Here is a 24,455-nt window from a genome sequence, read left to right as displayed (position 1 = left end):
ATTTTTCTTTTAAATTATACCTTATGTTTCAATTTCCTATGTAAAATATATGTATGACGAATCGTAAAAAACAACTAATTAATCACCTAAAAACATTCATTAATATATGTGAAGATAATGATATTTGATATGCAGCAGCAAGTACAACATTGCAAGGTGCGGTGGCTATGAAAGGTATGATTCCATGAAATGAAAAGATAGAAATCATGATGACAATTGAGTCATATAGAAAATTAAAAGACTCTGCAGAAGAGTATTTAATTGATGGTTCTATGGATAGTTCTTATCCTTCTATTAATCCTAAATTTATCCCTAAAGGACTTAAGTTTTTCGAGACAAGCATCTTTATTGATATCTTAATAATTGCCCCAACAACAACTAAAAAAGTTAAGAAATGAAGTAAATTCAGTCATAAAAATAATTTTTTAATGAAAAAACTACATTCTAAATACACACCATATAATGCAAAAGAGAAAATGTTGAAGTTCTTCAGTTTCCCATTTAAGAACCTTTACAAACAACTTACATTCAAGACTGCATATAATAATCTTTATGCTAAAAAGAATGAAGGATTCTATTTAATTCATAAACCAAGTTGTAAAGCATTCCAACACTGAATTCCACATTTAACACTTAATGTAGAACAAGCAGAATACGAAGGAATCCAAATAAATATTCCTGCAGAATACAAAACAGCTTTAGAAGTTAAATACGGTAAAAATTATAAAAAACTAACAAAACAAAAACCTATAGCTGAATATATTGATTCTGTCTCAATGAGAAAAATAGGTAAACAAAAATAGCGAATGTCGCTATTTTTTATTATTAATTATTTTTCTTCGTCTTTAACGTAACCTGGTTTTTCTAATAATTTAAACATATTAGATTTGTAGATTTCTACACCTGGTTGGTTGAATGGGTTAACCCCTAGTAAATATGCAGACATAGCACATGCTCTTTGGAAGAAGTAGAATAATTGTCCAAGGTTTTCCTCGTCCATTTTTCCAACTTCTAAGTGGATGTTTGGAACTTTACCAATGATAGCGTGGGCGTCAGTAACACCTTCGAATGCGATCATGTTAACATCGTGAACAGTTTTTTCTGTTAAATAGTTAAGTCCATCAAGGTTTCTTTCTTCTTCTGTAATTTTTACATCGAAGTTAGGTTCTGCAACAGTCATTACTGTTTCAAAAAGAATTTTTGTACCATCTTGAATGAATTGACCCATTGAGTGAAGATCAGTTGAGAAGATAGCTGAAGTAGGAAGTAGTCCTTTTTCATTTTTACCTTCTGATTCACCAAATAGTTGTTTTCATCATTCGTTTAGATAAGCCATTTGTGGTTCATATGAAACTAACATTTCAGCTCCATATTTTTTACCTAGAACATATCTAGCAACAGCGTATTTGTAAGCGTCGTTTTTAGAGTTTGGTTCTCCATATAGTCTTTGACCAGTTGAAGCACCGTCCATAACTTTATCAATGTTAAGACCGGCACATGCCATTGGGAATAATCCAACAGGTGTTAGAACTGAGAATCTTCCTCCAACACTGTCAGGAATAACAAATCTTGTTCATTCATTTTCGATAGCTTGTCTAACAAGTGACCCGTTGTTAGCATCTGTTGTAGCGATAATGAATTTACTTGCGTTTGATTCACCTAGTTTTTCTTCTAGTAATTTTCTAAATAATCTAAAGGCTAGAGCTGGCTCTGTTGTTCCTCCTGATTTAGAAATCATGTTAATAGCGAATTGCTTGTTTTGAGCATATGATAATTTTTGAGCAAGGTCAGTTGAAGAAATTGATTCACCAACAAACATAACTTCCATATCTCTTTTTACAGGGTAATTCCCTTGTACAAAGTCAATAGCAGATTTAGCACCTAAGTAAGAACCACCAATACCAATAACTACAAGAAGTTCCACACCTTCAGCTTTAAGTCTCTTAGCTTCTTTTTTAATTTCTTTAAATTCTTCTTTGTTGTATTTTGAAGGTAGATCTTTTCATCCTAAGAAATCGCTTCCTTCACTTGAATAGTTTTCCATTGCAGCATGGATTGCTTTAACTTTATCGTTGTATTTTTCAATCGCACGTTCTGTAACGGCTTTTTCTAAATTTAATTTAATCATTCTTTAACCTTTCGTTTAGCATATTGGATAGACCTTTGAAACCACCTTCAGTATGTTCTAAAGTGTAGTTGAATGGATCTTTCTGAAATCTAGGCATGATTGCCTTATAAGAAAGTTTGACCCTCTTTTGGTCTTCCATAACTTCTATAATCTTCAGAGGTATCTTATCACCCTTTTCTACGAAGTACTTTATGTTAGAAACATAATAGTCTGAAACCTCCGTAATATGGACTAATCCTCTTCATTCTTTGTCTAGAGTTACGATAAAATGGGCTTTCCCAATGTATGTAACTTCTCCAATTACTATGTCTTTTATTTTATACACATTAAAATCTTACTACAATAAGTTAATTTAGTAGCAATGTGTTAAAATAATATTATGACTAATTTAGAACAATTAAGAGAATGAAAAAATGCTCCTACTAAGGATAAAATCCTTTCAAAAGGACTAAAAAAAATTAACGAAAAAAATGTCGATAAGTTTTTTGGAGAAACAATGACATTCGGTACAGCAGGGATTAGGGGAATCCTTGGACCAGGAACTAACATGATTAACGAATTTACAATTGCAGCTGCTGCTTACGCATATGGTGCCACATTAGTAAAACAAAGTGCAATTGTTAAGAAAATGGGACTTGTTATTGCACATGATAATAGAGAAAACGGTGCTTTATTTGCTGAAATTACAGCTAAAGTATTTGATCACCTAGGAATCAAAACATACCTATTCAAAAACAACGATATGGCAGCAACACCATTGCTTTCATACGCAATTAGAAAATTAAGAACAGCTGGTGGAGTTAACATCACAGCTTCTCACAATCCTAAAGAATATAATGGATTCAAAGTATATAACGCACAAGGTGCTCAATTACTTCCAGAATTAACAACACAAATTGCTAATTTAATGAACAGAATGAACTTCCTTAAAGTTCCTTACGGAATCTTAAACCCAACATACATTTCACCAACACTTGAACAAGACTACATCAAAGATGTATTAAGTATTAGAAAAAGACCTAACGACAACAAGAAATTAATCGTTGTTTATTCAGCGCTAAATGGAACAGGTTCATTCGTTGCTCCAACACTATTCCAAAAAATGGATATTGAATACTATGCAGTTAAACAAGAAGTTGTAGAAGACTCAACATTCAAAGGATTAAAATCATGTAATCCAGAAGATGAAGGAGCTTACAACAGAGCTATCAAATTAGCTAAGAAGAAAAAAGCAGATATTATTATCCTTACTGATCCAGATGCAGATAGAGTTGGTCTAGCTGTTAGAGGTCCAATGGGAAGTTACAAAAAAATTAATGGTAACCAAACTGCTGCTATCGTTCTAAATCACATCATTAGAACTAAACAATATGTAAAAGATGGATATATTGCTCAATCAATAGTTTCAGGAAACGTTACTAAAGAAATGGCTAAAAGACACAATCTTCAAATCCACGAAACACATGTTGGATTTAAAAACATTGCAAAAATCATTTTCGAAAACCCTACATCATTAGTTCTAGGTTATGAAGAATCATATGGTCAATTAATTAATGCAGAAATCGCAAGAGATAAAGATGCGTTCCAAGGATTAGTAATGCTTGTTGAAGCAGCTAACTACTTAAAAACTCAAAACATGACATTATTCGATGAACTAGAAAGAATTGGAACAATGTATGGACATCACACATCTACTCAACTTTCAAAACAAATCGACGATAAAGATGTTGAATTACTATTAGAAAGAATTGGACAAATTCAACAAGTAGGAAAACTAGAAGTTATTAATGTTCTAGACTTCACAAAAGAAGAAATCATGGGACTTGAAAAAGCAACTTTAGTTAAAGTTATTTTAGATAATGGTACATGATTTGCAGTTCGTCCTTCAGGTACAGAACCAAAAGTTAAATTCTATATTGAAACAGTTGGTGCAACTAAGAAAGAATCTGAAAAAGTTATTAAACAAATTACATCAACAATTAATGATGTTGTATCAGGACTTAAAAAAGAAGTAAAACCTCAAAAAGCTAAAAAAGTTGAAGTTAAAAAAACAGAAGAAGTTATCATTCCTGTTGAAAAAACTGAACGTGAAATATTAGCTGAACAAAGAGCTGAATTTGAACGTGAAATGCAAGAAGCGGAAAAAATTCAACCTCAACAAGTAGAAGCTACTAAAGAAGTTGAAGTTGAGCCAACTCCAGAATTCTCAATTGAAACAATTTCACCAATTCCTGCTGAAAAAACTCCACCTCAATTAGATCCAAAAGAAGTTCAAAAAACAAAAGAAATCCAACTTCAAAAGACAAGAGAGTTAGAAATTAAAAAGCAAGAAGAATTAAAGAAAACTCAAGAAATTAAAAAAGAAACTGAAATCAACAAAGAACAATAATATTTAACACTAGCCAAATGCTGGTGTTTTTTTATGTAAATTTTGTTGCTCGATTCAAATGTCAAAAAAGAAGAAAAACAGTGATAATGCAACAAATTAAGCAAAAGTTTCAACAATTTACTACTTATAACATGAAAAATATAATGTTAATAATTGTGTGTTATTGTATAAAATATTTACATAAAACATTTATAAAAGGAAAGTAGGAAAAATGGATATTACAAAATTCATGAAAGTTTTTTCTGTAGAGATGAGAATCAAATTCTTAGCTCACTTTTATACATGCAAGTGCAAGGATAATACAGTTACTGATTTAGTAGCTAAGTTTGGTACAAGTCAAGCTAACATCTCTAAGCACTTACTATTAATGGAAGAATTAGGAATCTTAAGCTACACTTGTGAAAAGAAAGTTAAATACTATTGATTAAACGAAGACTTCAAAGAAGAGTGAAAAGACTTAATTAAACCTATAATTGCATTTGATAAATTAAAGGCATATTACTGTTGTTGCTCCCACGAATAATATCTAATTAAAAATTAGAAATCGAAGTTTAAACGCATTAATCAATCCACAATAAAGGTTTGATTATATTGCGTATTTTATTTACAAAATTAATAACAAGGAGAAACAAAACATGACAGAAAAAAATACAATGAGTAAAAAGAAATTTTACTTGTTCTCATTAAACTACATAATGGGATTTGGTTTTATCGCAACAATCGGTAAAATTATGGAATTACACGCACTAGGACTAATAGCATTTATGATAACTTCATTCGTAGTTCTTTGTGTAGCTCTTGCATTTTCAAGAGCAGCGGATGCATATCCAGATGCAATGGGTGGTTCGTATCACTATGCTAAGCAATCAGGAGGCAGACACGGGGGGTTTTATCAAGGATGAACTCAATACATTCAAGGTCCAATTCTAAGTATTACAGCGCCTTTATTCTTAGCTGCAATACTAAAAGAGATTGACCCTAGTCACGGACTAATGTATGATCTACTCTCAGTTGGGGTATTTATATTAATAACAATAATCACAACATTCGGATACAAAGTATCACTTAAGTTCATTGCAATATCTTCAATATTAAAATGAATAGTATTAATTACATCAGTAGGTGCAATCATCTATTTAGCAGCACAAGACAACGCTTTCCACTCTAACTGAGTTGGAAGTACTAAAGTTAATGCAATTACCTTTACAGGTGCTGTATTAGCATTCATATACGCATATGGTGGTATAGAAAGTATTGCCAGTTTAGCTGGTGAAGTAGAAGTTAGAAAATTTAGAAAATTACTATTAAAAGTATTCTTCGTATTATTCTCAATCTACTTCGTATTCTACTTAATCTTTATGGGAGTTGATATGGCAATATTAAACTCTGGTAATGTTAAATTATTCCAAAAGATATTTACTATATCAATGGGTACAACAGGTGTTGTTATCTATACTATTGGTATCATCGGTAACAAGATGTCTGCAAGAGCATCAAACACTATTACAACATCAAGATCAATTGTTGTTTTAGCTGAAGATGATTACTTGCCTAAATGAATAGCTAAAAGAAATAAAAAAGGTGAATATGGACTTTCAATTTACCTTAACTCAACAATATCAATTCTTATGATGTTGTTAGGACTTCTATGAGAAGTATTTATAGGTGGAGACACATTCAACTCAATTCTTGATATTGGTCTATTCCTATTCTTCTCACAATACATCGGAACATTCATTTCATTAATGATTCTTTCGAAAAGAAAAGAGATTCCAAAAATTCCTATTTGAGAATACATTATGTATTTAGTAGCAATAGCAATAATGGTAGTTGTATTAATTATCGTTATGGTTCCACCAATTACTGGTCAAGCTTGAGAACTTAAAAATACAATTCAAATAACTTCTCTACTTGGATTTATTGCGATTGGTTATGTAATCTGAGGTATTCACGCATTATCATCTAAAAACAGAAAAGACAAAGAAATGCAACCTTATATTGAACAAGGTAAAAACAGTGTTAAAAACACAAGAGTTAACAGGAAATAATAGCATTATAAAACACTCCAATGTAGAGTGTTTTACTTTGCTCATTTTTAGTTTCTAAATTATTTTTTGAACAGAACCTGTGATTGTTTTTGTTAAAGAATCAAGTACAACAATCATCTCTTCTTTAATGTCGTTTATTGTTATTAATCATCTGTTGGATTTATAGTGAAAAACAAGATGTTTGGATCTTTTACCAGTTGCTGCATCAGTGTATTTTTTAATAATTGTTTTTAGTTCAGGGATAAGTTTTTCGGGTGTATTATATTTATCTAAATTAATATCTATAATTTTATCTTTAGAAAGTATTTTTATTAAATCGTTATCTATTGGTTTTATGGTTGCCCCTTTATTTGCCCCTTTATTTGTTTCTTTCTTCGTTTCATCTTTTGAACCTGCTTCTGTTTTAGTTTCTGGTTTTGCTTTTTTGTTTGAAGTTGTTGTATCTCCACAAGAAATAACTATAGCAATTGGAGCAGCAATGGTTAAGACACTTAAAGCCCCTAAAGTTAATTTATTTTTCACAATCCCTCCCTTGGATATTATTAAAAATATTAACATTTTGTAAAGTTTTTCATTGTTAATTACATATAAAAAACAACAATTTTTACGATGTGTTAAAAAAGCTCGATAATGAAAAAAATGACTGTTTTATGTAAATTACAAAAAATTAACAAAAGTATAAAATACCTTTATTTTAAAGGGTTTTGTGTCCTTTTATTGCTTTTTTAGCACCCTTCCAAACTTGCGCCAACTTGTATATAAGAGTATAATTTAAGAGGGAAGTGAAGGAGTGTTTATATGAAATTATCGAGCAATAAATGAGCATTACTAGGAGTAGGTGCATTGACCGGCGCCGTTGTTGTGGGGACAGCAACAGGTGTTTGATATGCTGTTGAAGGCAATAAGGCCGAAACAATCGTTGGTGATGTTCACACACAAGATACAATAGATGGTCTTAATAAAAAGATTCAAGATTTAGAAGATTTTAAAACTCAATTAGAACAAGACGCTGCTGCAGATAAAGCGGAAATAGCTAAACTAACTCAAGATTTAGCAGATGCTATTAATAATAATCCCAATACTGCCGCTCTGCAAAAGCAAATTGATGATTTAAAAGCAGAAAAAACACAACTAGAAGCAGATGTGGCTGCTAAGGATATTCAAATAAGTGATTTAACAAAAGACTTAGCTGATGCCAATAAGCAAGTTGCTACTATCGTAGGTCTACAAAAACAAATTGCAGACTTGACAGATGAGAACCAACAACAAGATGCTGATATAGCTAAGTTAACTCAAGATTTCTTAGACTTAAGCAAAGACTTAGACGCAAAAATCCAAGAGATTGCTGCGAAGAACCAGATTATCGCTGACAAAGATGCGACAATCGATGCAATAAAAAAACAATACTATATATTAAAAGATTTAAATCCAACTGGAGACCACGGAGCTTGAGAAGATTCATTAGTAACCTACTTTAAAGCTAACGTTGCTCAGAAACCAACAACTGATGTTAAACAATGAACTGCAATCGTAGCTAATAAGAATGGATTTTTCACAATGAAGAAATCTAACGGAACTATGAAGCATCACACAGAGTGAGATGTGGCAGGAGATTTCACAGGTGGATTCGTACACCAAAAAGTGGGTGGAAATGACTTTTTCGTAGGAACTAAAAAAGGTCTTTATATAGAAGAAGCTAAAACAGTTAAAGAAATTGTAACCGGAGACTTTACTCATTCTACAATGATTGAGTATAAAGATGGTGGTGTCAAAAAATGAGCTGTTTATAAAAATGATGGATTCTATGAAGTGGATGTTACAAATAAAAAATTAGGTACAACACCAGTACTAACAACAGATCTAAAAATTCAAACAAGTCAAGTGGCTTACGATGCTACTGGTAAAGAATTCTTATACGTTGGTACAGACCAAGGTGGGTACTGAATTACTGATGATGGTGCAGGTGGTCTAAAACAAGAAAAATTCATGGATGGAGATATCCAATTCATGACAGAAATTCCTCAATGAGAAAACGGAGCCCAAAACGGTAAATTCGATCTCTACATAGGAACAACAGCTGGGTTATTCCAAACAGGAATGCCAAATCCGGGAGACATACCTTCAGTAGATAAACTTGTTGATGGTATAGACTTAACCGGAGGATTCATGGGGTTTGACAACGCGACCGCAACTAAAGAAGGGGAAATATATGTTGGGACACCAGCAGAGGGTATTAAGAAATTACACCAAGATAAACTAGTCGTTGCTACTGTTAAACCAGAACATGCATTCGATGAAACTTATGCAAAAGGTGGATTCATGTTATACGCTGAAAACCTCATATTAGTTGGTACTGCAACAGGTACATATACACTAGAAGATGGTGAAACATATGGTAAATTACCTGGACCAGTAACTTGAACAACACCAGCACATCACATATACTAAAGTGAAAGGATAAAGATGCCAACTCAGGTTGGTGTTTTTATTATTTTATTTAGAACATATAAGAGTTGTTTTTATGGATGGTGTTTAATGAGTTTGTTCTTATGGATTAAAGCCTTAAAAGCACCTTAAATTATTATTTAGAGCCTATTTAAGTATGTAAATAGAAATGATTTTAAGAAGAAAAGTATTCGATTTATAGAATTGAGATAAAAAAATATCAAATGTTAGTTTAATGATCAAAAGCATTCGATGCGTAATGAAACTTGATTAACAAAATAAGGCTTTCAAAATTAAAAAATAGTCCCACACCTTGTTATTTCATTCTATTTATTTAAATGGGGTTTGAGAATTAGAAAAAGTTTTTAAAATCTCTTTTGTTTATGTTCAATGTTTATAACTTGTTATTTAAGATTTTGCTTTATGGTGAGTATGTATTTTTCCTTATAATAGTTTTAATATGAAATTAAGTAAAAAGAGAATAGTTAAAGTAATCGCCACTTCAACATTCACAGCTGCAATCGCCTTGCCAACAGTTATATCTTGTGGAACAGCCAAAGGTTCTGAAGATAAAAATGATAAAGATGTGTTTATTAAAAAACCAACATATGAATCATTAAATATTCAAGGGTATGATGGTGAAGCGAAAATTACCATTTTACCTTATAGTCCAAAAGAAGGTGTATTGGTTAATGTGAGTAAGAAGAAAGGTTTGAGAAATAAAGACAGAATAGTCATCACATATATTGTTGATCAAAAACACGATCTAACAATCAACGGTTCAAAGAAAGTTGTCTTTGAATATTTTGTGCATGGATTAAAAGCTAAACCCGTAGTTGATGTTAAGGTTAAAAAACCAACATACGCTTCTTTGGGGATTACAGGTGAATCGGGTAAAGCAATACTAACCACACCACCACAGGGAAAACCACAATACAATGTTTTAATTAATAGAACAAGGAACATCAAAAATAAAGATGTTATTGAAGTAACTTATGCTTCTGTAGATCCAAGTAGATATTCTATTAATGGTAAAAATAGTGTCACATTCTCATATACAGTCCAAGGATTGTTTGAACCTAAAAAAGTAATTGATATAAAAGTATCAAAACAAACACTCGCCATAAATGTTACTGGAGATAATGGAAAAGGTGAATTCACTATACCGAAAGTTCCACATGCAACAGTTACTTCAACTCAACATGATAATCTTTCAAATGGTCAACACTTTACAGTAACAGTTAGAGGGGAACACGGTTATACAATTAATGGTAAAGCTGAAGCTAAATTCATTTATGAAGTTCAAGGTTTAAAAGTTCTAATTATTGATCAAGTGGTGGCTAGACCGAGAATCCTCTTTAGAGGCTTCGAAGGTGCTGGTACATTTACTTTACCTCAAATACCAAATATGACTGTTACGGCTGATAAAATAACAGGATTATCAAACTATGACTGAGTTGCTTTAACGATAACTGCAAATGCTGGTTACACAATCAATGGAAAGCATCAACAAATTATTAGATATCAAGTTTTAGGACTTGCTGATAAAACTCCACAATCAAATGTTAAAGAGATTAAACCTCAAAAACAAGGTTACAATGTTAAGGATTTACACCACAAAACAATGATGGTTGGTAAACAAAAAACACTTATCGCATGATTTGGTAAAGATGCATCTGATTCACCAATCGTGTTTATGTTTGGTTATAAAAAATTCAATTCTAAATTTGTTAAAAACGCTCCAACTGTTGCCAAACCATTTATTAATGAAAATGAATTAGAAGAGTTTGTTCAATTATTCCTTTCAAGGATTGCTCATGGTCCAGAGCTCCCTTCACTAGGAGTTATAACTTTCGATAACGAACATATGATTTCACAGAGTCCACATGCTGGTGGATATGTTAATGAAAGTGGTCTTGTGCGTGCTAATAAACTGCAAGATATTCCAATAAAACCAAAGAACACAGCTAAGTCACTGATGTTTATTAATTCTGGTTTAGCTATTTGAGATAAAGCTATTAATGGACACACGCCAAACTTCAATGGTGTTAAAAATAAATTTGATAGTATTTTCACCGTTATACAACATGAGTATGGACATGTATTGAACCACTTCCAAACTTGACAAAAACCAATATTTATAGGAAGACAAAAGAAGATTGCTCCCGAAGAAATAATAGAAGCCGGAATCCACAATGGATATAGACCTTCATCCCCTCAAAGTAAGTACGTTTCTAAATATCTAATTGAAAAACTTGCAAACATGCTTGGGGTAGATATTACTGATGCGGATAATGCAAAAGATACAGTATTTATTGATCTGTTACAAAAGAAAAAAGAAATTAGAAATAAAGGTGGAGATGAAACCTTTGTTAATAAACAATTAGCTCTTTGAACCTTAAGAGTTATGGTTGGTGATTTCAATGATAAACTTCCAGATTATTTAAACAGAAATAAAGCATACTTATACAAAGGAAGAAGAGTAACTCCTAACTTCTACATAAACTATCACCCATTTGGATGAGATAAATCTGCAAGTAGATTTAAATATAGACATGAACATGGTGAAGTAACGATTTGAGATGATTATTCTTCTGGGTTTGATGAGATGTTAACAAGAATGTTCACAAACATGTTCACAAAGCCTAAGTCATATAAAATCGGTGCAACAACTTTATCAAGTTTATTAGCAGGATGAGACCCATATTACACATATAAAAAGAATGCATTTAACTTCAGTAGACAAACTGATGGTACAAATTGAACTGATTGATTATCTGGCACTATAAAAACAAACTCTTGATTAACAAATGGTGTTCAAAGTGATAATGAAGGAATGACAATATTTACTTCATTCAGTTCTGATGCAGAACGTTTAATTAAAGATGGAAAAGGGTTTAGGGTTCCTATTACTGATACAACCAAAAGAGATAAGATGATTGAATTCTGACGAGACACTATTATGGGATACAACAAACCTGTTTCAACTTTTATTAAAGAGTCTAATGAGCTTGTTGAATATAAGCATGAATTAGATAAAAGACAACCTTGATCACTAAATGTAATTGGTGGTTGAACTAAGAAACAACATCAATACTTAATCTTAAATCCATCAGGTACAAAAGATGGTATTGTAAAACACAATTCAACGGCATACCCAATACAAGATGCGCATGGTTATCTTGCATTTAGGGGTAATCCAGAAGAAACTTGAGATAACAGAACAATTAACTTTGATAAGAAAAAAGCTTGATATGTAAACTTCAGTGATAAATATAAAGGTGTTCAAGATCTTCAAAGACATCTTGCTAATCAAAGGTATTCTTTCTGAGATGATAATAACAATGATGGAATAATCCAAAAGGATGAAGTTACACTAATTCCTTGAACTGATGTAAGATCACTTTATCCTAAAACTGGTAAAGTATTCTCAGGTGGAGGACGTCAAGGTTATTGACAACCTCCAGCTGGTAATCATGTTGGAATGGAATTAATTGGTGAAGCTTGAGTAGGAAGTTGATCTGATTTAGAAACTGCACTTATTCTTAAAAGAACAAAAGATGGTGGAGTTAAACTTGCAAATGAAATTGATGGTTAATAAAATACGAGAATATTCTCGTATTTTTATTTACTTATTTGGGTATATTTTCACATTCGATAATCTATTTTGTTTGCAAATCTTGAAATTTGTAAATTACTATAATAAGGAAAAAATCTTGAATATGATTAAAATATTAAAAATTATTTATACCCCTTGTAGCTAACAAATAACCCTAATAAATGTTGTTATAAGCAGTTTACACCTTGATTTTGTGTTTTTTTGTTTGTATTGTGTTTTACACAAAAATGCTTCTTGTATATACTGAAATGGTATAATTTATATACTAATTTATACATTCAAGGAGAGAAAAAAATGGGGAAAATGAAGAAAAAAGGAGTTGCTTTAACAGCACTCGGAGGACTAGGGTTATTAACATCAATTGGTTTAGGGACTTTCGTTGCCATGGAAGCCGTAGAAAGAACACACGTATTACATAACCACGCTCAAAATAACAAAGGACAAGTTGGAGACGCTTTTCAAAATGCCAAATTAAAAAGAGTTCAAAAAGAATTAAGAGAAAAAATTGAAACAATCAGAGATAAAGAAGTTGAAATTGCTGGTAATGAGGCTAGAATTGCTGATTTACTTTCAAGAAAACCACATAACAGTAAAGAGATTGAAAAACTTAAAAACACAAATAAGATGAACACAATTCAAGCATGAAAAATGCTTATAAAAATTAAAGCTCTTGAAGAAAAAATGGCGAAAGATGCAACGCAATTCAAAGCAGAGAAAAAACAATTAGAAAAAGAAGCTGACACTTTAAGAAATGACAAGAAACTTCTAAATGAAGACATAACTAAAAAAGCAGCAGAAATTCAAAAACAATTAAAAGATCTTACTGAAACTAAAACAAAATTAACACAAAAAGAAGCTCAACGTCTAAAAGAAGTTGGAGCGTTAAATGCTGACTTAAAAACAGTTAAAGAAGCTTATGCAAAAGATGTCACTAAACTAGGTGGAGAAATTGCACAAAAAGAAACTGAAATCAAAAGTAAAGAAGCAGATATTGCCAAACTGAAAATTGAAATTGATTCAAACAAACAAATTATCAAAAACAAAGAAGCAGAGATTGCACGTCAAAAATTAGCTATTGATGCCAAAGATGCTGATCTTTTAGCTAAGCAAAAAATAATCGATGCCAAAATTGCTGAGAATAAAGCTAAGCAACAAGAAATTGATGCTAAAAATACAGAGATACTCGATCTTAAAAATAAAGTTGCAAAAAATGAACTTAAAATCAAACAAATGAATCAAGATATACAAGATAAAGAAGCTGAAATTACTAAAAAAGAAGCTGAAATCGCTAAACAAAAAGTAGAACTTGATAAAAATGCTGAAATGATTTTAGCTCTTAGAACTCTTCTTGATGTAACAAACGAAGAGAATAGATTAAAACAAGCAAAATTAATAAGAGACTTTGAAGATCGTTTACAAATAGTGAAGGATCAATATGATAAGGCTATTGCTCAATTAAAAAATAGTTTAAAAACTCTTAAAGATGAAAAAACTCGTAAAGAACAAGAGTTAAGAGATTTAAATAAAAAGATTGCTGACACAATGGCAAAATTCAAGCAAGCTGTTGATTCAGTTTCAGGTATAGATAATGCCTTTATGAAAAAAGCTCAAGAGAAATATAAAAAAGATATGGATGAGCTGAATTCTAAGAAAGCTAAATTAGAAAAAGATATAAGTGATAAAGATGCTGACATCAAATTAAAAGAAGATGCTCTTAAAGCATTAAACAAAAGTAATCTTGAAAAAGATAAAAAAATCAATGAACTTAAAAAGAACAAAGAAGATGTTCTAAAAGTTGTTACTGATCAATATGAAAAAGCTGTTAAAACTCTTAAGTCACAACTTAAAGCAGCAAATGCTGACAATGCTCTTAAACAAAAAGCATTAGAAGATGCTGAAAAAGCGATTGATGCTCTTAAGAAATTAGTTCAAACAAATAAAGATAATATGGCTCAAATGGATTTAGATCATAAAGCCATTACAGATAAGTTAAAACTAGCGACTGATAAGCACGAGAAATTAACTGCAGATAATGCTTTAGCAATCGCAGGACTTAAAAAAGATGTAGCAGATTTAAAAACTGCAGAAGCAACACGTGATGGATTAATTGCAACTAATAAAGCTGACATTAAACTTATCCAAGGTTTAATCAAAAATGCACAAACAATGATTGATGCAAACCATAAAGCAATTGCAGCTAATGAAGCTTCAATCACAGATCTTCAAACAAGAATGAAAGCTGAAGAAGCGGCCACAGTGAAAGATGAGGCGGCCATTGCAAACCTTGAAAAAGAAATTTCAGATATTAAGAAACTTAATACAACATTGGGTGATTCAATCAAAACAAATGAAACAGTGATTGCAACTAATAAAATAGCAATTGCAGACCTTAAAAAACTTATTGATGCAAACACTTCATCAGTTGCAGCAAATACAAAATCAATTTCTGATGTAGATGCTAAATACAAAAAAGAAATCGCTGATATTGCTACAAGAGTTGATGCAATAGAAACACTAATAAAAGCACATACAACAAGTATTGCTGACAACACAAAACAAATTGGTGATTTACAAACAAAAGCTACAGAAGCTGATAAGAAGATTCAAGATTTAGAAGCAAAACATGATGCTGATAAAAAAGCAATTGATACTTCGATTACAACAATCAACACAACTCTTAAAACACATGGACAAGACATTGCAGACCTTAAAAATTCAGAGAAACTTCTTCAAGCTAGAGTTGATGCAATAGAAACATGAAAATCAGCAAATGCACATATTGATACTAAGGTTGCTGAATTAAGTAAAAAGAATGCAGATTTATCTAATGATCTAATAACACTTAGAGGTGAAGTGGATACATTGAAAAAAGATGTTGTTAAAATAAAATCTGACATTGCAGCAAACAAAAAATCAATTACAGATAACGCAACTAAGATAAAAGATAATAGTGATAGACTTCACGCTCTTGAAATGGCTGATTATGAACAAGTAGGAGAAATGGAAAGTAACCATCAAAAAATAGTTATTCCAATAAAAGAATTCGAAAAGTCAAGTAAAGAATATGTAATCACCTTAATGAAAATTGGTAATTACGAAGTTTATGATCAAGTAAGTTTTATATTCCAAAGGTTTGGTAAAACAACTGCTCACTATGATGGGGTACTTGGAGAATATGATACTACCACAATTAACGGAACAACTATAAGATATAAGAATGCGCACGTTAACTGAGTTGCATGAATGAAACCAGGGGAAGATCCAGCTGTTGAAATTGATCACAATGACGATAATCAAACCTGATTTGTAAGACTATGAAGAAAGAAAATTAAGAAATAGTTTATAGCGGATATAATCTAAACAAAAAACGAGAGCTTCTCGTTTTTTTATTTCTTTTTCTTTGTTCTTTCTTCGAGTTCTTTTTGCTTTTCAATTAGCTCTAATTTATCTTTGTGTAAATTTCCGGTTGCTTCTCAAAGAGATTCGTTGTGTTTCTTTAGATTTTCAATTTCAATTTTATTTCTTTTTATTTCGCCTTTGTTACTTATTATGCTGATTACCATTCAAATAAAAATAATGAATGATATTATCGATAGAATAATATAAACTATGTCCAGTATTCCCATGTTAACTCCTTTTATTTATTATATATAAACTAAACTTAATAAATAACATTGCCATCAATTTCTAACTTATGATGAGTAAATAAAAAACCACTTGAATGGCTTTTTATTTCTTTTGTTTTCTAATCTTAAAAGTATATCTACCAGCAATCAACATCATCATACCTTGTCACATAAGACCTCTAAGTCCAAGTCAATCTGGAGATTTACGACTTACTACCTTAATTAGTTTATTTTCTAGTTGATCTGTTGTTTTCTTCTTAAAGCATTTTTGGCTGTTTTTAAGCTCGATTACATATGAATCAGCTTTTGGTATTGTGAACTCTTTCTTCTCTTTCTTTTGAAGCGTAAAGTTGGTTCACACTTCTTTTCCATTGATGGTCAGAGTTAATTCTCCTTGATCATCCACGATTCTGAAGTTATCTATTATTTTAAAGTTAATTGTTTCCATATATAAATTATAACTTATGGATACCTTGGGATAGATTTGTATCTTTATCAATTTATATTGTTATTAGCAAGCAATATTCTTGTGTAATTCAATTTGGTTATCAAGATAACTATTATTAGGTTGTCTAATAATGTGCTTTCTTCTTCTTTAAAAAATAAGTTGGGGAAGGTTAATACGGCTTTAGTTTCATTAAAAGGTTTTGAGTCTTTCTTAAATAAGGCGTCCTCTGGGAATGCTGAATTAAAGGCGCTTGCATTATCTTTCACTAATGCTATTCTCCTTGAAGTGTATTTTAGTGAGTTCAAGTGTTTGCTATTTATTTGTGTAAATTTATTATTTCTTAAATCAACTATTGTCCCATTTCTAAGATGGTGCATATCTTCAGTTGGAACTTTGCCAGTAAACTCATTAAAACTTAAATCTAATTCTTTAATATTTCTTGAAACACTCCAAAAATTGACTGAGGTTATTTTATTGTGATCTAGATGAACCTTCTCGACGCTAAAGGGCAAACGAGTAAAATCAAAACCTTTAAAATTGTTGTGGCTTAATTTTAAAGTAATAGGCATTTTGAAAATACCATAGCCTCTTTTGAATACTTTAAGAACTTGTATCGGTAAACAATTCAAATTCTTATTAGAGAAGTCATATACCAATGGTTGTATAACTTCTCCACCTCTATTTTTATAGATCTTTAATATATCTTTTATCTTATTGTTGAATAACTTTACCTTAGTCTTTAATTCATCAGAAAGATCAGTTCCTTTTGAGTTTAATATTTTGGTGTCACCAACCTTGAGTATTTGTTCATCCTTTGTGACATATACATCTTTATGTTGCTTATCTATATCTTTATGTTGCTTATCCGTTTTTGTATTGCTTTCACCACAAGAAGCTACAAAAGCTATAGGCGCAACAAATGCAAAAACACTCAATATTTTAAGTTTTAAATTATATCTTTTTATCATAGTTGCATTATATCCAACTGATTAAAGCAACTGTGTTGAAAACAATTCCACTTTAAGTGTAGTTTTTATCGTTTTTTCATCTCTTGCAACCTATTTAACCATTAAAAAAACAACGCCCATTTGGATATTGTTTAATTTATTTATTTTTTTAAATCATTCTCAATTTTAGCTATTCCCGTATCTATACGAACCTTCAATCCTGGACCTTCAAATATTAAATTTATTACAGGAATAAAGGTTCATCATTTTATTTCAGCAGTCTTTATTCATTGTTTAGTATTATTTGGACTTTTTATTGGATATACCAATCTATCCACTACTGATTGAAGAGTTCTTTTGCCAAGTGAGATGTCAGGTTCATATTTCTTTAGTAAACGTAATGGAGCACCTCAACGGAAACAAATTCATGATAATGTGCAAAATGCAAAGGAACCACAACATACTGAAAATATAAACATAAGGATATTGTAATTTGAATCTTCTAATGGAATATATCAATCCACCAAGAATATGGCTACTCCATATAAAATGGTTTGAAATATCAATATTGAAGAATGCATCAAGGAAGCCTTGTGTATGGTTTTTCGTATTCTTTTTAAATCTTCTTCAAGTTTTTTCATATAACCTCAATTTCTAATTATTTTTTTACTTGGACATAACAATAATTATGTGCATTATCATCATATCTTTTTGAGGTTAAGGAGGTTGTTTTAAACATTAAAATTATTCACTTATTTTCTTAATTGAATCAACCTTTTCATTTCATCTTCTCTTAATCATCTCGTGTGCATCTATAACAGTCGCACAACCAATAGTTCTAAATAAGAAGAGCATTAATTTATAGTGTTCATAACTTTTAACTAAAACTTCTTTTCTATCATCGCTAAATTCAAAGGAACACCCATGAATTCATAATTCAATTACTTCGTACATAAGTTCATTATGGATTCTTAATTTAACCCATTGTTCTGAACGAACCGCAATGGAAGTCTTCCCTTCATTTACATTAGAAGAATATTTAGATTCGTATTTTCTTATGAATCTTTGATCTAATTTCCGTATCTTTTCAATATTCCTTATATTAATGTACATAGGTTCATCACTATCTGGTTTAGAACAAATTACAAATGATTCATCAAGGTCGTGTATTAATCTAATAACCTTTAGTTTCATTTGTTTTTCTTCTATTGAATATCTAATGAATTTAAAAGTGATTAATGCATATTGGTCTGCTAAAGCAACTTCCTTTAATTTCTTAACAATTCCACTTTCAATGATTTCATTTGAATTACCTAAATAATGTTCATGATCATGTTCGTGGAAGTTCTTAGTTAAATATAGAATCCCTTTAGCTTTCTTTAAGTCTTTCTTATAGTGAAAGGTTTCTGAAACCATAGCTCTTTGGAATGAATCGTTGATTGCATTTAAAGTGTCGGATTTGAAACTGTCAAAACTTCATGATTTCATTTCTTCCCTACCACTCTTTGTTATCATTCAACCTCCATCAATTCCTCTTTTTGATTCTATGATGGGTTGTTGTATCCCTCCTCCGGTGTAAACTAGCTCATTGGAAAGCTCTCTAAGGTATTCCTTGATACTTCTTGCTTTTATCTCTTTTTCAAGCTCAAATGACGTATTTAAGTATTTGGCAATAGCATCAATGGATACTGGTTTATTTTGACTCGATAAATATTTTAATATTTCAATTCCTGTTTTTAGTTTTTTCATATTAACATTATAACTAAACATACAAAATAATGTCTATTTAGTTTGTAATATTTGAATTGAAGGAAGTAAAAAATCTTCCTTCAAACTCTTGTTGTATGCTCACCTCAAGAGAAAAGAAACTGAGCAAATAAGGAGGTATCACTATGTCTGGAAATAGATATGGAGATTACAATATTGAAGGAAAAGTGTGGGATGAATATTTTGGAATTGTTAACGAAGCACAAGATGCGTTCGGGCACAGGATTATTTGAACACATTATAATAGGACAACTCAATTTGGTTGAACATTAGATCATATTTGGCCGAAGAATCCGAGGAAGGCTAAAAGAAAAGGTTCTGATAATTATAAAAATTTACAACCGCTTTGCATAGATTGTAATAATGAAAAAGCAAATGAAATGTCAGGAACTATTGATGGACAATTCTTCTCGATTACAGCGGCAAGTCAAAAGACTTCTGATAATGGAGAAGTAAAAATGATTGGACGTATGGATGTTGATGGAGAAAGGGAAACTATATATTAGAAAGGAAAGTTATGAAATTTTATAAAGTTTGAAGAGAAGAAAGAAAGATGAAAATTGCCATTGATAGTAACGAAAATTTATTGGAAGAATTTATGAATAACTCATCTAATGGAGTTATTCTCTATGAGGGTGAAGTGTATATAAGCGAACTGGCGTGTTCTAAAATCATCAATAACGATGATAGACTCGAAGGATTCAACAGAATGTTTTGAACTATTAAGGATTATGTTGAAGGACTATTGAATTGAAAATACATTAGCGAAAAATCTAGTGACCCTATGAAAGACTATGAAGAATTAAAAACTTCTTTAAAACGCAACACGAGTGAAAATGAGGATGTTGACATGTTTAAATTTAAATGTAGTTTTGGAAATAGTGATAGTGGATGAGAAATAGAACTTCTTGCAACAGATTCCAAAGTTCAAAATTTAATTGGTCATCTTGAAAGTTGAATACCCAATCCATATTATGATTAATAATTCTAAATACAAAAAGAAAAAGGAGGAAACATGATTTTAGATAATATTCTTGGACCAGATCCAGAAGATGAAGCAGCGCTAGATAATCATGCAAATTTACAAAATCCAGATCATGACGATTATGATGAGGATTATGGTTCAAACAGCTATGATGCGGATGAACATGAACAATATGAAAATGATAATCGTTCAAATCAAATGAATCCAAATAATGATGCGTATTACTCAAGTAGAAAATAGATTTTAGGAATTTATTTTCTGCAAAAAGTATGGCCAAAAGGAATGAAAAATATTTTTAGCACTCTTACGCTATAAGTGCTAATAATGATGTATAATTAAATTACTATGAAAAATTAAAAGACAAAATCCATTAAGACTTTTTAGAAGCAATAATATGTAGACTAATCTTAAAATCATAGTGGTTTTAAGATTTTTTATCCTGAAAAAATAATACAAGCAAATACTGCATATAAGTATAAAAAAGACGATCACAGAATCGCAAATAAAAAAATAAAATCCCACGAGGTAAAGGAAATTAAAATATGATAATTAACACAAAGAATATAAATAAAAGTTTGAACCAATTTGCAAAAGATAATAAACTTAGCGATGGTGTATATGAACAAATTAGAGGTCGAAGAAAAACTATTGAACGGTTTTTAGAAGAATATATAAACGGCAACGGCAACAAGGTAATTGAAAAGTTCCATTTAGGGAGTTATCAAATAAGGACTGGGGTAATGTACCATGATAATGATTTTGATATTGATTATGCCTTTGTTCTTAAAGATGAAAACGGAGTTCGAGAACTTAGAAGAAAAGTAGAACCATGATTGAGAGGTAGGCTAAAAGATCACTACAAAATGCCTATAAGAGTAGAAAATAATAAAAATGCATTAACTGTAAAATTTTACAGAAAAGAAAATGGGGTCCTGAAACAAATATTCCATCTAGATATACCTTTTTATGTAAAGAAAAACGATAAATATTTCCATTTAAAAAGAGATGATTTTGATAATTACAACTTAATAGAAACGGAACCAAAGAAAACATTTAATAGGCAAAAAGATGCATTGAATGAAGCAAATGGAATGAACAATAAAAGAAATGCGATAATATTGCTGAAATATTTGCGTTCTAGAAACCACATAAAAGGCATTACTTCTATTTATATAACAGATAGAATTATTGAACAAAATGAAAAAGAAGACACGTTCTTATTAATGAAGAATTTCTTTGAGAATCCCGCTATTGGAAATTATAATTTAAAAGAGAAACCACAAACTAACTTGATAAAAGATATAAATGAATTTAACGAAACCAGAAAAGAACTTAAAAAAATGTTTATTGGCGAAGACACAATTGAAGTTTATAACAAACTTAACTCAAAATTCGATAATAAATTAAAAGCTTTACCTATCGAAGAGGGAGAAGAAAAAATTGAAAATCACTTTGGAGGCTAAGGAGTTAATTTCTTTATTAAAAGGCAATGGAACAAAACACAGAATAAACAATAAAAACAATCAAATTTATTTTAACCTTTCTTATCAAGGTAAGGAAAAAGAAGTGGTTTATTCATGAAAAGAAGAAATGTTTTATATTCATAAAAATAATAATACTGAAATGGCCCCACATATATTGGGTATTGAAAATTGATTAATGCCAAACAATCCTAATTACATGGGTTTATGTCTAACAAGGGATAAAACATTCCGAGAAACATCATTTGATATATTTCAAAAAATAAAAAGAGTCGAACAAATAATTTTTGAAATATGACCGGATCGCATCCAAGAACGTTTCAATGAAATTGAAACACTTTATCAAGCAAGGCCATTATTTAATCATTTTATGGAAAGTGAAAGTGGCATCGTAAGAAGTATAGAATTAACTAAAATGCAGCGTTTTAGAAAGAAAACATATATATTCAAAGGTGAAACAAAACAGGAATTTTTAAGCAATCTATTATTAAATTATAAAGATCAAAAATTTATCATTGAAATGAAATATCAAAAACTTACAAAAAGATTTATTTGATTTAAAAATGAAATATTTTGAATTGATGACTATTCTAGAGAAGTGATCTTTAATAGAGTTACACAAAAATTAGATAGTAATAAATATTTAATAATTGGCATGGGCTCTGTCGGTTCTGTTGTTATGGATAATCTAATAAGGAATGGGGCTATGTCGTTTGAAGTTTTTGATCATGATTTAATGAGTTTTTCAAATAATCCAAGACACATTATTGGGAGAACCATTTACCAAGAAAGAAATAAGGCGCTAGCCGCAAAAGAATATTATGAAATAAGATATCCTTTTGTTAAAGTTAAAGCTCACGACATCCCCTTTATGTATATGGATAAAATCACAGAGAAAGATACAATTATTATTAATACAACCGGAGGATCGGATACATCTAGACGTCAAAGGTTTGATCTAATAAAAGCGAACAATAAAAATATAAAATTTATTGATATCTTTATCGAACCTTTTGGTGTCGCGATGCATGCAATTGTCCAAAACGTTGGGGATTCTACCCAAGAATCTTTAAAGATAAATTGAAAAGAAAGGGCGATTTCAAGAAGGGATAAAGATTTTAGGGAAACGTTTCAAGGATGTTTCACTAGCACATTGCCATACGGTATGGCACCTATCCAAGTAGGGGTACCTTTGTTGTTGAAAGAAATTGAATCAAATAATTATGTTGATGGGCATTATACAGTTCCAATGATCCTGTTTTCGGGAATCGAAGAACAGGATTTAAACCCTTTTATAAAATTAGAATGACCAAAAGAAATGATTGGAGTTCATAAGTGAAAATAAGCGCAAAAGAATTTGTTATATATATTCCTGATAAATTTATTTTGGAAATTTCTAAACATTCAGGCAAAAAAGAAAAAATTGGGTTTATCATAGGAAATAAGATACTTGAATCTGAAGAATATCAAATTAAAGCAATTTCCAAACCTAATATAATGGATATATCTACCGAAACGTTCAGTAGGGTATCGTGGTTCCACAAGCGAAAAGTTAAAAGAATGATGGAACTAAATAAAGAGAAAATTTATCCACTGGGCTTTTGGCACACGCATCCACATTGATATGGTGTGAAACCATCGATTACAGATTTGAATCATTTTGCAGATGTTTCAAAAAATAAAAGAAAGAATATTTTTGTGATAGCTACAAATGATTTGGTTGCTATTTATATTTATGAAGGTGGTAAATGTATTTTGCAAAAGAAAGGGGATATTACAAATGGAAGAATTAATTTTAGAAATTAGTGTTGGAGTTTTAGTTACATTGATAGCTGGGTTTCTAATTGCTTTTATGTTTAGACCAACAATGTTCTTTTTCCTTAAAAAGTTTAGGAAAGATAAAGATGATATGATTGAATATACTTTTTTCGATAAAAGAATTGTTAAATTTTCTAAGAAGGAAATGACTAGAGTCAGTATTGGAGTTTTAGCATCAATCATCAATGAAAAAGGGGAAGTTTTATTAAATCATTCAAAAAGACCTGGTAGAGCATGGGTGCCACTTGGTGGATGTATTAAAATTAAAGGTGAACTTAAAGAAGTGATTAAAAAAAACAAATTGAAATACACTCCAGACACCAAAACACCATGAAGCGCAAAGAAAGATGATATGCGAATATTTACAGAATTAAGTAACAATAAAAAGTTGCAAAAAATTTTGTTTGGAGTATCAAATAAATTCTACAAGCGAGAGTTGCGAAGAGAATTATTGGAAGAATTGAAAATAACAAAAAAAGAAATGAATAAAATTATAAAAATTGAAACGGGACAACCCCAAAACATTCATATATTCGCAAAATCAGCAAAAAATTCACATTCTCAAATGCGTGACTATTTGCATCAATTTATTTATAAAATTAAAATTATCGATGTTGAAAAATTAAATGAATTAGTTGAACGGGATAGAGACCTATCATGGATAGATCTTTCTAAAAAAAACAACAAGAATATTGCAATTACATCTTTTTGAATCGCTCACTCAAATAGCAATCAAAAAGAATTGAAATAACCA

Annotated in this window: 22 protein-coding genes; 14 read left to right on the top strand and 8 right to left on the bottom strand. The window is 30.6% G+C overall.

Annotated features, from left to right (window positions below):
- Window positions 1-53 precede the first annotated feature (53 nt).
- Window positions 54-803, top strand: a complete 750-nt coding sequence (locus ACOMC1_RS02845; protein WP_420331133.1) for a LicD family protein — start codon at window positions 54-56, stop codon at window positions 801-803.
- 26 nt (window positions 804-829) lie between these two features.
- Here ACOMC1_RS02845 and ACOMC1_RS02840 read toward each other — a convergent pair whose 3' ends face one another.
- Together ACOMC1_RS02840 and ACOMC1_RS02835 are read right to left on the bottom strand one after the other, a co-directional pair.
- Complete coding sequence (locus tag ACOMC1_RS02840; protein ID WP_420331132.1) at window positions 830-2,128, bottom strand: glucose-6-phosphate isomerase; 1,299 nt, start codon at window positions 2,126-2,128, stop codon at window positions 830-832.
- Window positions 2,121-2,453, bottom strand: a complete 333-nt coding sequence (locus ACOMC1_RS02835) for a S1 RNA-binding domain-containing protein (RefSeq protein WP_420331131.1) — start codon at window positions 2,451-2,453, stop codon at window positions 2,121-2,123. Before ACOMC1_RS02835 ends, ACOMC1_RS02840 begins: the two co-directional genes overlap by 8 nt.
- A gap of 54 nt (window positions 2,454-2,507) precedes the next feature.
- On the opposite strand from ACOMC1_RS02835, the gene ACOMC1_RS02830 reads away from it, so the two are divergent.
- From ACOMC1_RS02830 to ACOMC1_RS02820, 3 genes are all read left to right on the top strand, one after another.
- Window positions 2,508-4,517 carry a hypothetical protein gene (locus ACOMC1_RS02830; RefSeq protein ID WP_420331130.1) on the top strand — a complete coding sequence of 670 codons (2,010 nt, stop codon included), beginning with the start codon at window positions 2,508-2,510 and terminating at the stop codon, window positions 4,515-4,517.
- A gap of 211 nt (window positions 4,518-4,728) precedes the next feature.
- Entirely contained in the window at window positions 4,729-5,040 is a 312-nt protein-coding gene (locus tag ACOMC1_RS02825; RefSeq protein ID WP_420331129.1) for an ArsR/SmtB family transcription factor, read from the top strand.
- A 112-nt stretch (window positions 5,041-5,152) separates the two neighbouring features.
- Window positions 5,153-6,565 carry an APC family permease gene (locus tag ACOMC1_RS02820; protein WP_420331128.1) on the top strand — a complete coding sequence of 471 codons (1,413 nt, stop codon included), beginning with the start codon at window positions 5,153-5,155 and terminating at the stop codon, window positions 6,563-6,565.
- A 54-nt stretch (window positions 6,566-6,619) separates the two neighbouring features.
- Here the strand turns inward: ACOMC1_RS02820 and ACOMC1_RS02815 are convergent, their stop codons facing one another.
- Entirely contained in the window at window positions 6,620-7,087 is a 468-nt protein-coding gene (locus ACOMC1_RS02815) for a hypothetical protein (protein WP_420331127.1), read from the bottom strand.
- 276 nt (window positions 7,088-7,363) lie between these two features.
- Between ACOMC1_RS02815 and ACOMC1_RS02810 the strand changes: the two genes are divergently transcribed.
- From ACOMC1_RS02810 to ACOMC1_RS02800, 3 genes are all read left to right on the top strand, one after another.
- Window positions 7,364-9,013: a hypothetical protein gene (locus ACOMC1_RS02810; RefSeq protein ID WP_420331126.1), complete on the top strand. Its 1,650-nt coding sequence runs from the start codon at window positions 7,364-7,366 to the stop codon at window positions 9,011-9,013.
- A 457-nt stretch (window positions 9,014-9,470) separates the two neighbouring features.
- Window positions 9,471-12,608, top strand: a complete 3,138-nt coding sequence (locus tag ACOMC1_RS02805) for a hypothetical protein (RefSeq protein WP_420331125.1) — start codon at window positions 9,471-9,473, stop codon at window positions 12,606-12,608.
- Between the two features lie 315 nt (window positions 12,609-12,923).
- Entirely contained in the window at window positions 12,924-15,968 is a 3,045-nt protein-coding gene (locus tag ACOMC1_RS02800) for a hypothetical protein (protein WP_420331124.1), read from the top strand.
- Between the two features lie 47 nt (window positions 15,969-16,015).
- Here the strand turns inward: ACOMC1_RS02800 and ACOMC1_RS02795 are convergent, their stop codons facing one another.
- The 5 genes from ACOMC1_RS02795 to ACOMC1_RS02775 form a co-directional block, all read right to left on the bottom strand.
- Window positions 16,016-16,255: a hypothetical protein gene (locus tag ACOMC1_RS02795; RefSeq protein WP_420331123.1), complete on the bottom strand. Its 240-nt coding sequence runs from the start codon at window positions 16,253-16,255 to the stop codon at window positions 16,016-16,018.
- Window positions 16,256-16,358: 103 nt separating this feature from the next.
- On the bottom strand, window positions 16,359-16,703 hold the full coding sequence (locus ACOMC1_RS02790) for a hypothetical protein (RefSeq protein WP_420331122.1): 345 nt from the start codon (window positions 16,701-16,703) through the stop codon (window positions 16,359-16,361).
- 44 nt (window positions 16,704-16,747) lie between these two features.
- Window positions 16,748-17,671, bottom strand: coding sequence for a hypothetical protein (locus tag ACOMC1_RS02785; protein ID WP_420331121.1), 924 nt, complete (start codon window positions 17,669-17,671; stop codon window positions 16,748-16,750).
- A 140-nt stretch (window positions 17,672-17,811) separates the two neighbouring features.
- The gene (locus tag ACOMC1_RS02780) at window positions 17,812-18,291 is read right to left on the bottom strand and encodes a hypothetical protein (RefSeq protein ID WP_420331120.1); all 480 of its coding nucleotides are present in this window, start codon (window positions 18,289-18,291) and stop codon (window positions 17,812-17,814) included.
- Between the two features lie 103 nt (window positions 18,292-18,394).
- Window positions 18,395-19,399: a WYL domain-containing protein gene (locus tag ACOMC1_RS02775; protein WP_420331119.1), complete on the bottom strand. Its 1,005-nt coding sequence runs from the start codon at window positions 19,397-19,399 to the stop codon at window positions 18,395-18,397.
- 143 nt (window positions 19,400-19,542) lie between these two features.
- On the opposite strand from ACOMC1_RS02775, the gene ACOMC1_RS02770 reads away from it, so the two are divergent.
- From ACOMC1_RS02770 to ACOMC1_RS02740, 7 genes are all read left to right on the top strand, one after another.
- On the top strand, window positions 19,543-19,923 hold the full coding sequence (locus tag ACOMC1_RS02770; RefSeq protein WP_420331118.1) for an HNH endonuclease: 381 nt from the start codon (window positions 19,543-19,545) through the stop codon (window positions 19,921-19,923).
- 92 nt (window positions 19,924-20,015) lie between these two features.
- Complete coding sequence (locus ACOMC1_RS02765) at window positions 20,016-20,399, top strand: hypothetical protein (protein ID WP_420331117.1); 384 nt, start codon at window positions 20,016-20,018, stop codon at window positions 20,397-20,399.
- 33 nt (window positions 20,400-20,432) lie between these two features.
- Complete coding sequence (locus tag ACOMC1_RS02760) at window positions 20,433-20,642, top strand: hypothetical protein (RefSeq protein ID WP_420331116.1); 210 nt, start codon at window positions 20,433-20,435, stop codon at window positions 20,640-20,642.
- 302 nt (window positions 20,643-20,944) lie between these two features.
- Window positions 20,945-21,865 (top strand): SMODS domain-containing nucleotidyltransferase, encoded by a 921-nt coding sequence (locus ACOMC1_RS02755; RefSeq protein ID WP_420331115.1) that lies wholly within the window; start codon window positions 20,945-20,947, stop codon window positions 21,863-21,865.
- The gene (locus tag ACOMC1_RS02750) at window positions 21,843-23,228 is read left to right on the top strand and encodes a ThiF family adenylyltransferase (RefSeq protein ID WP_420331114.1); all 1,386 of its coding nucleotides are present in this window, start codon (window positions 21,843-21,845) and stop codon (window positions 23,226-23,228) included. Before ACOMC1_RS02755 ends, ACOMC1_RS02750 begins: the two co-directional genes overlap by 23 nt.
- Entirely contained in the window at window positions 23,219-23,689 is a 471-nt protein-coding gene (locus ACOMC1_RS02745) for a Mov34/MPN/PAD-1 family protein (RefSeq protein WP_420331113.1), read from the top strand. Before ACOMC1_RS02750 ends, ACOMC1_RS02745 begins: the two co-directional genes overlap by 10 nt.
- Window positions 23,664-24,452 carry a hypothetical protein gene (locus ACOMC1_RS02740; RefSeq protein WP_420331112.1) on the top strand — a complete coding sequence of 263 codons (789 nt, stop codon included), beginning with the start codon at window positions 23,664-23,666 and terminating at the stop codon, window positions 24,450-24,452. Before ACOMC1_RS02745 ends, ACOMC1_RS02740 begins: the two co-directional genes overlap by 26 nt.
- Window positions 24,453-24,455: the final 3 nt, after the last annotated feature.

The sequence above is a fragment of the Mycoplasma todarodis genome, from assembly GCF_965212735.1.
Taxonomy (GTDB): domain Bacteria; phylum Bacillota_I; class Bacilli_A; order Mycoplasmatales; family Metamycoplasmataceae; genus Mycoplasma_K; species Mycoplasma_K todarodis_A.
Note: the sequence above shows the minus strand (reverse complement) of the source record. Positions and strands in the feature narration are given on the sequence as shown.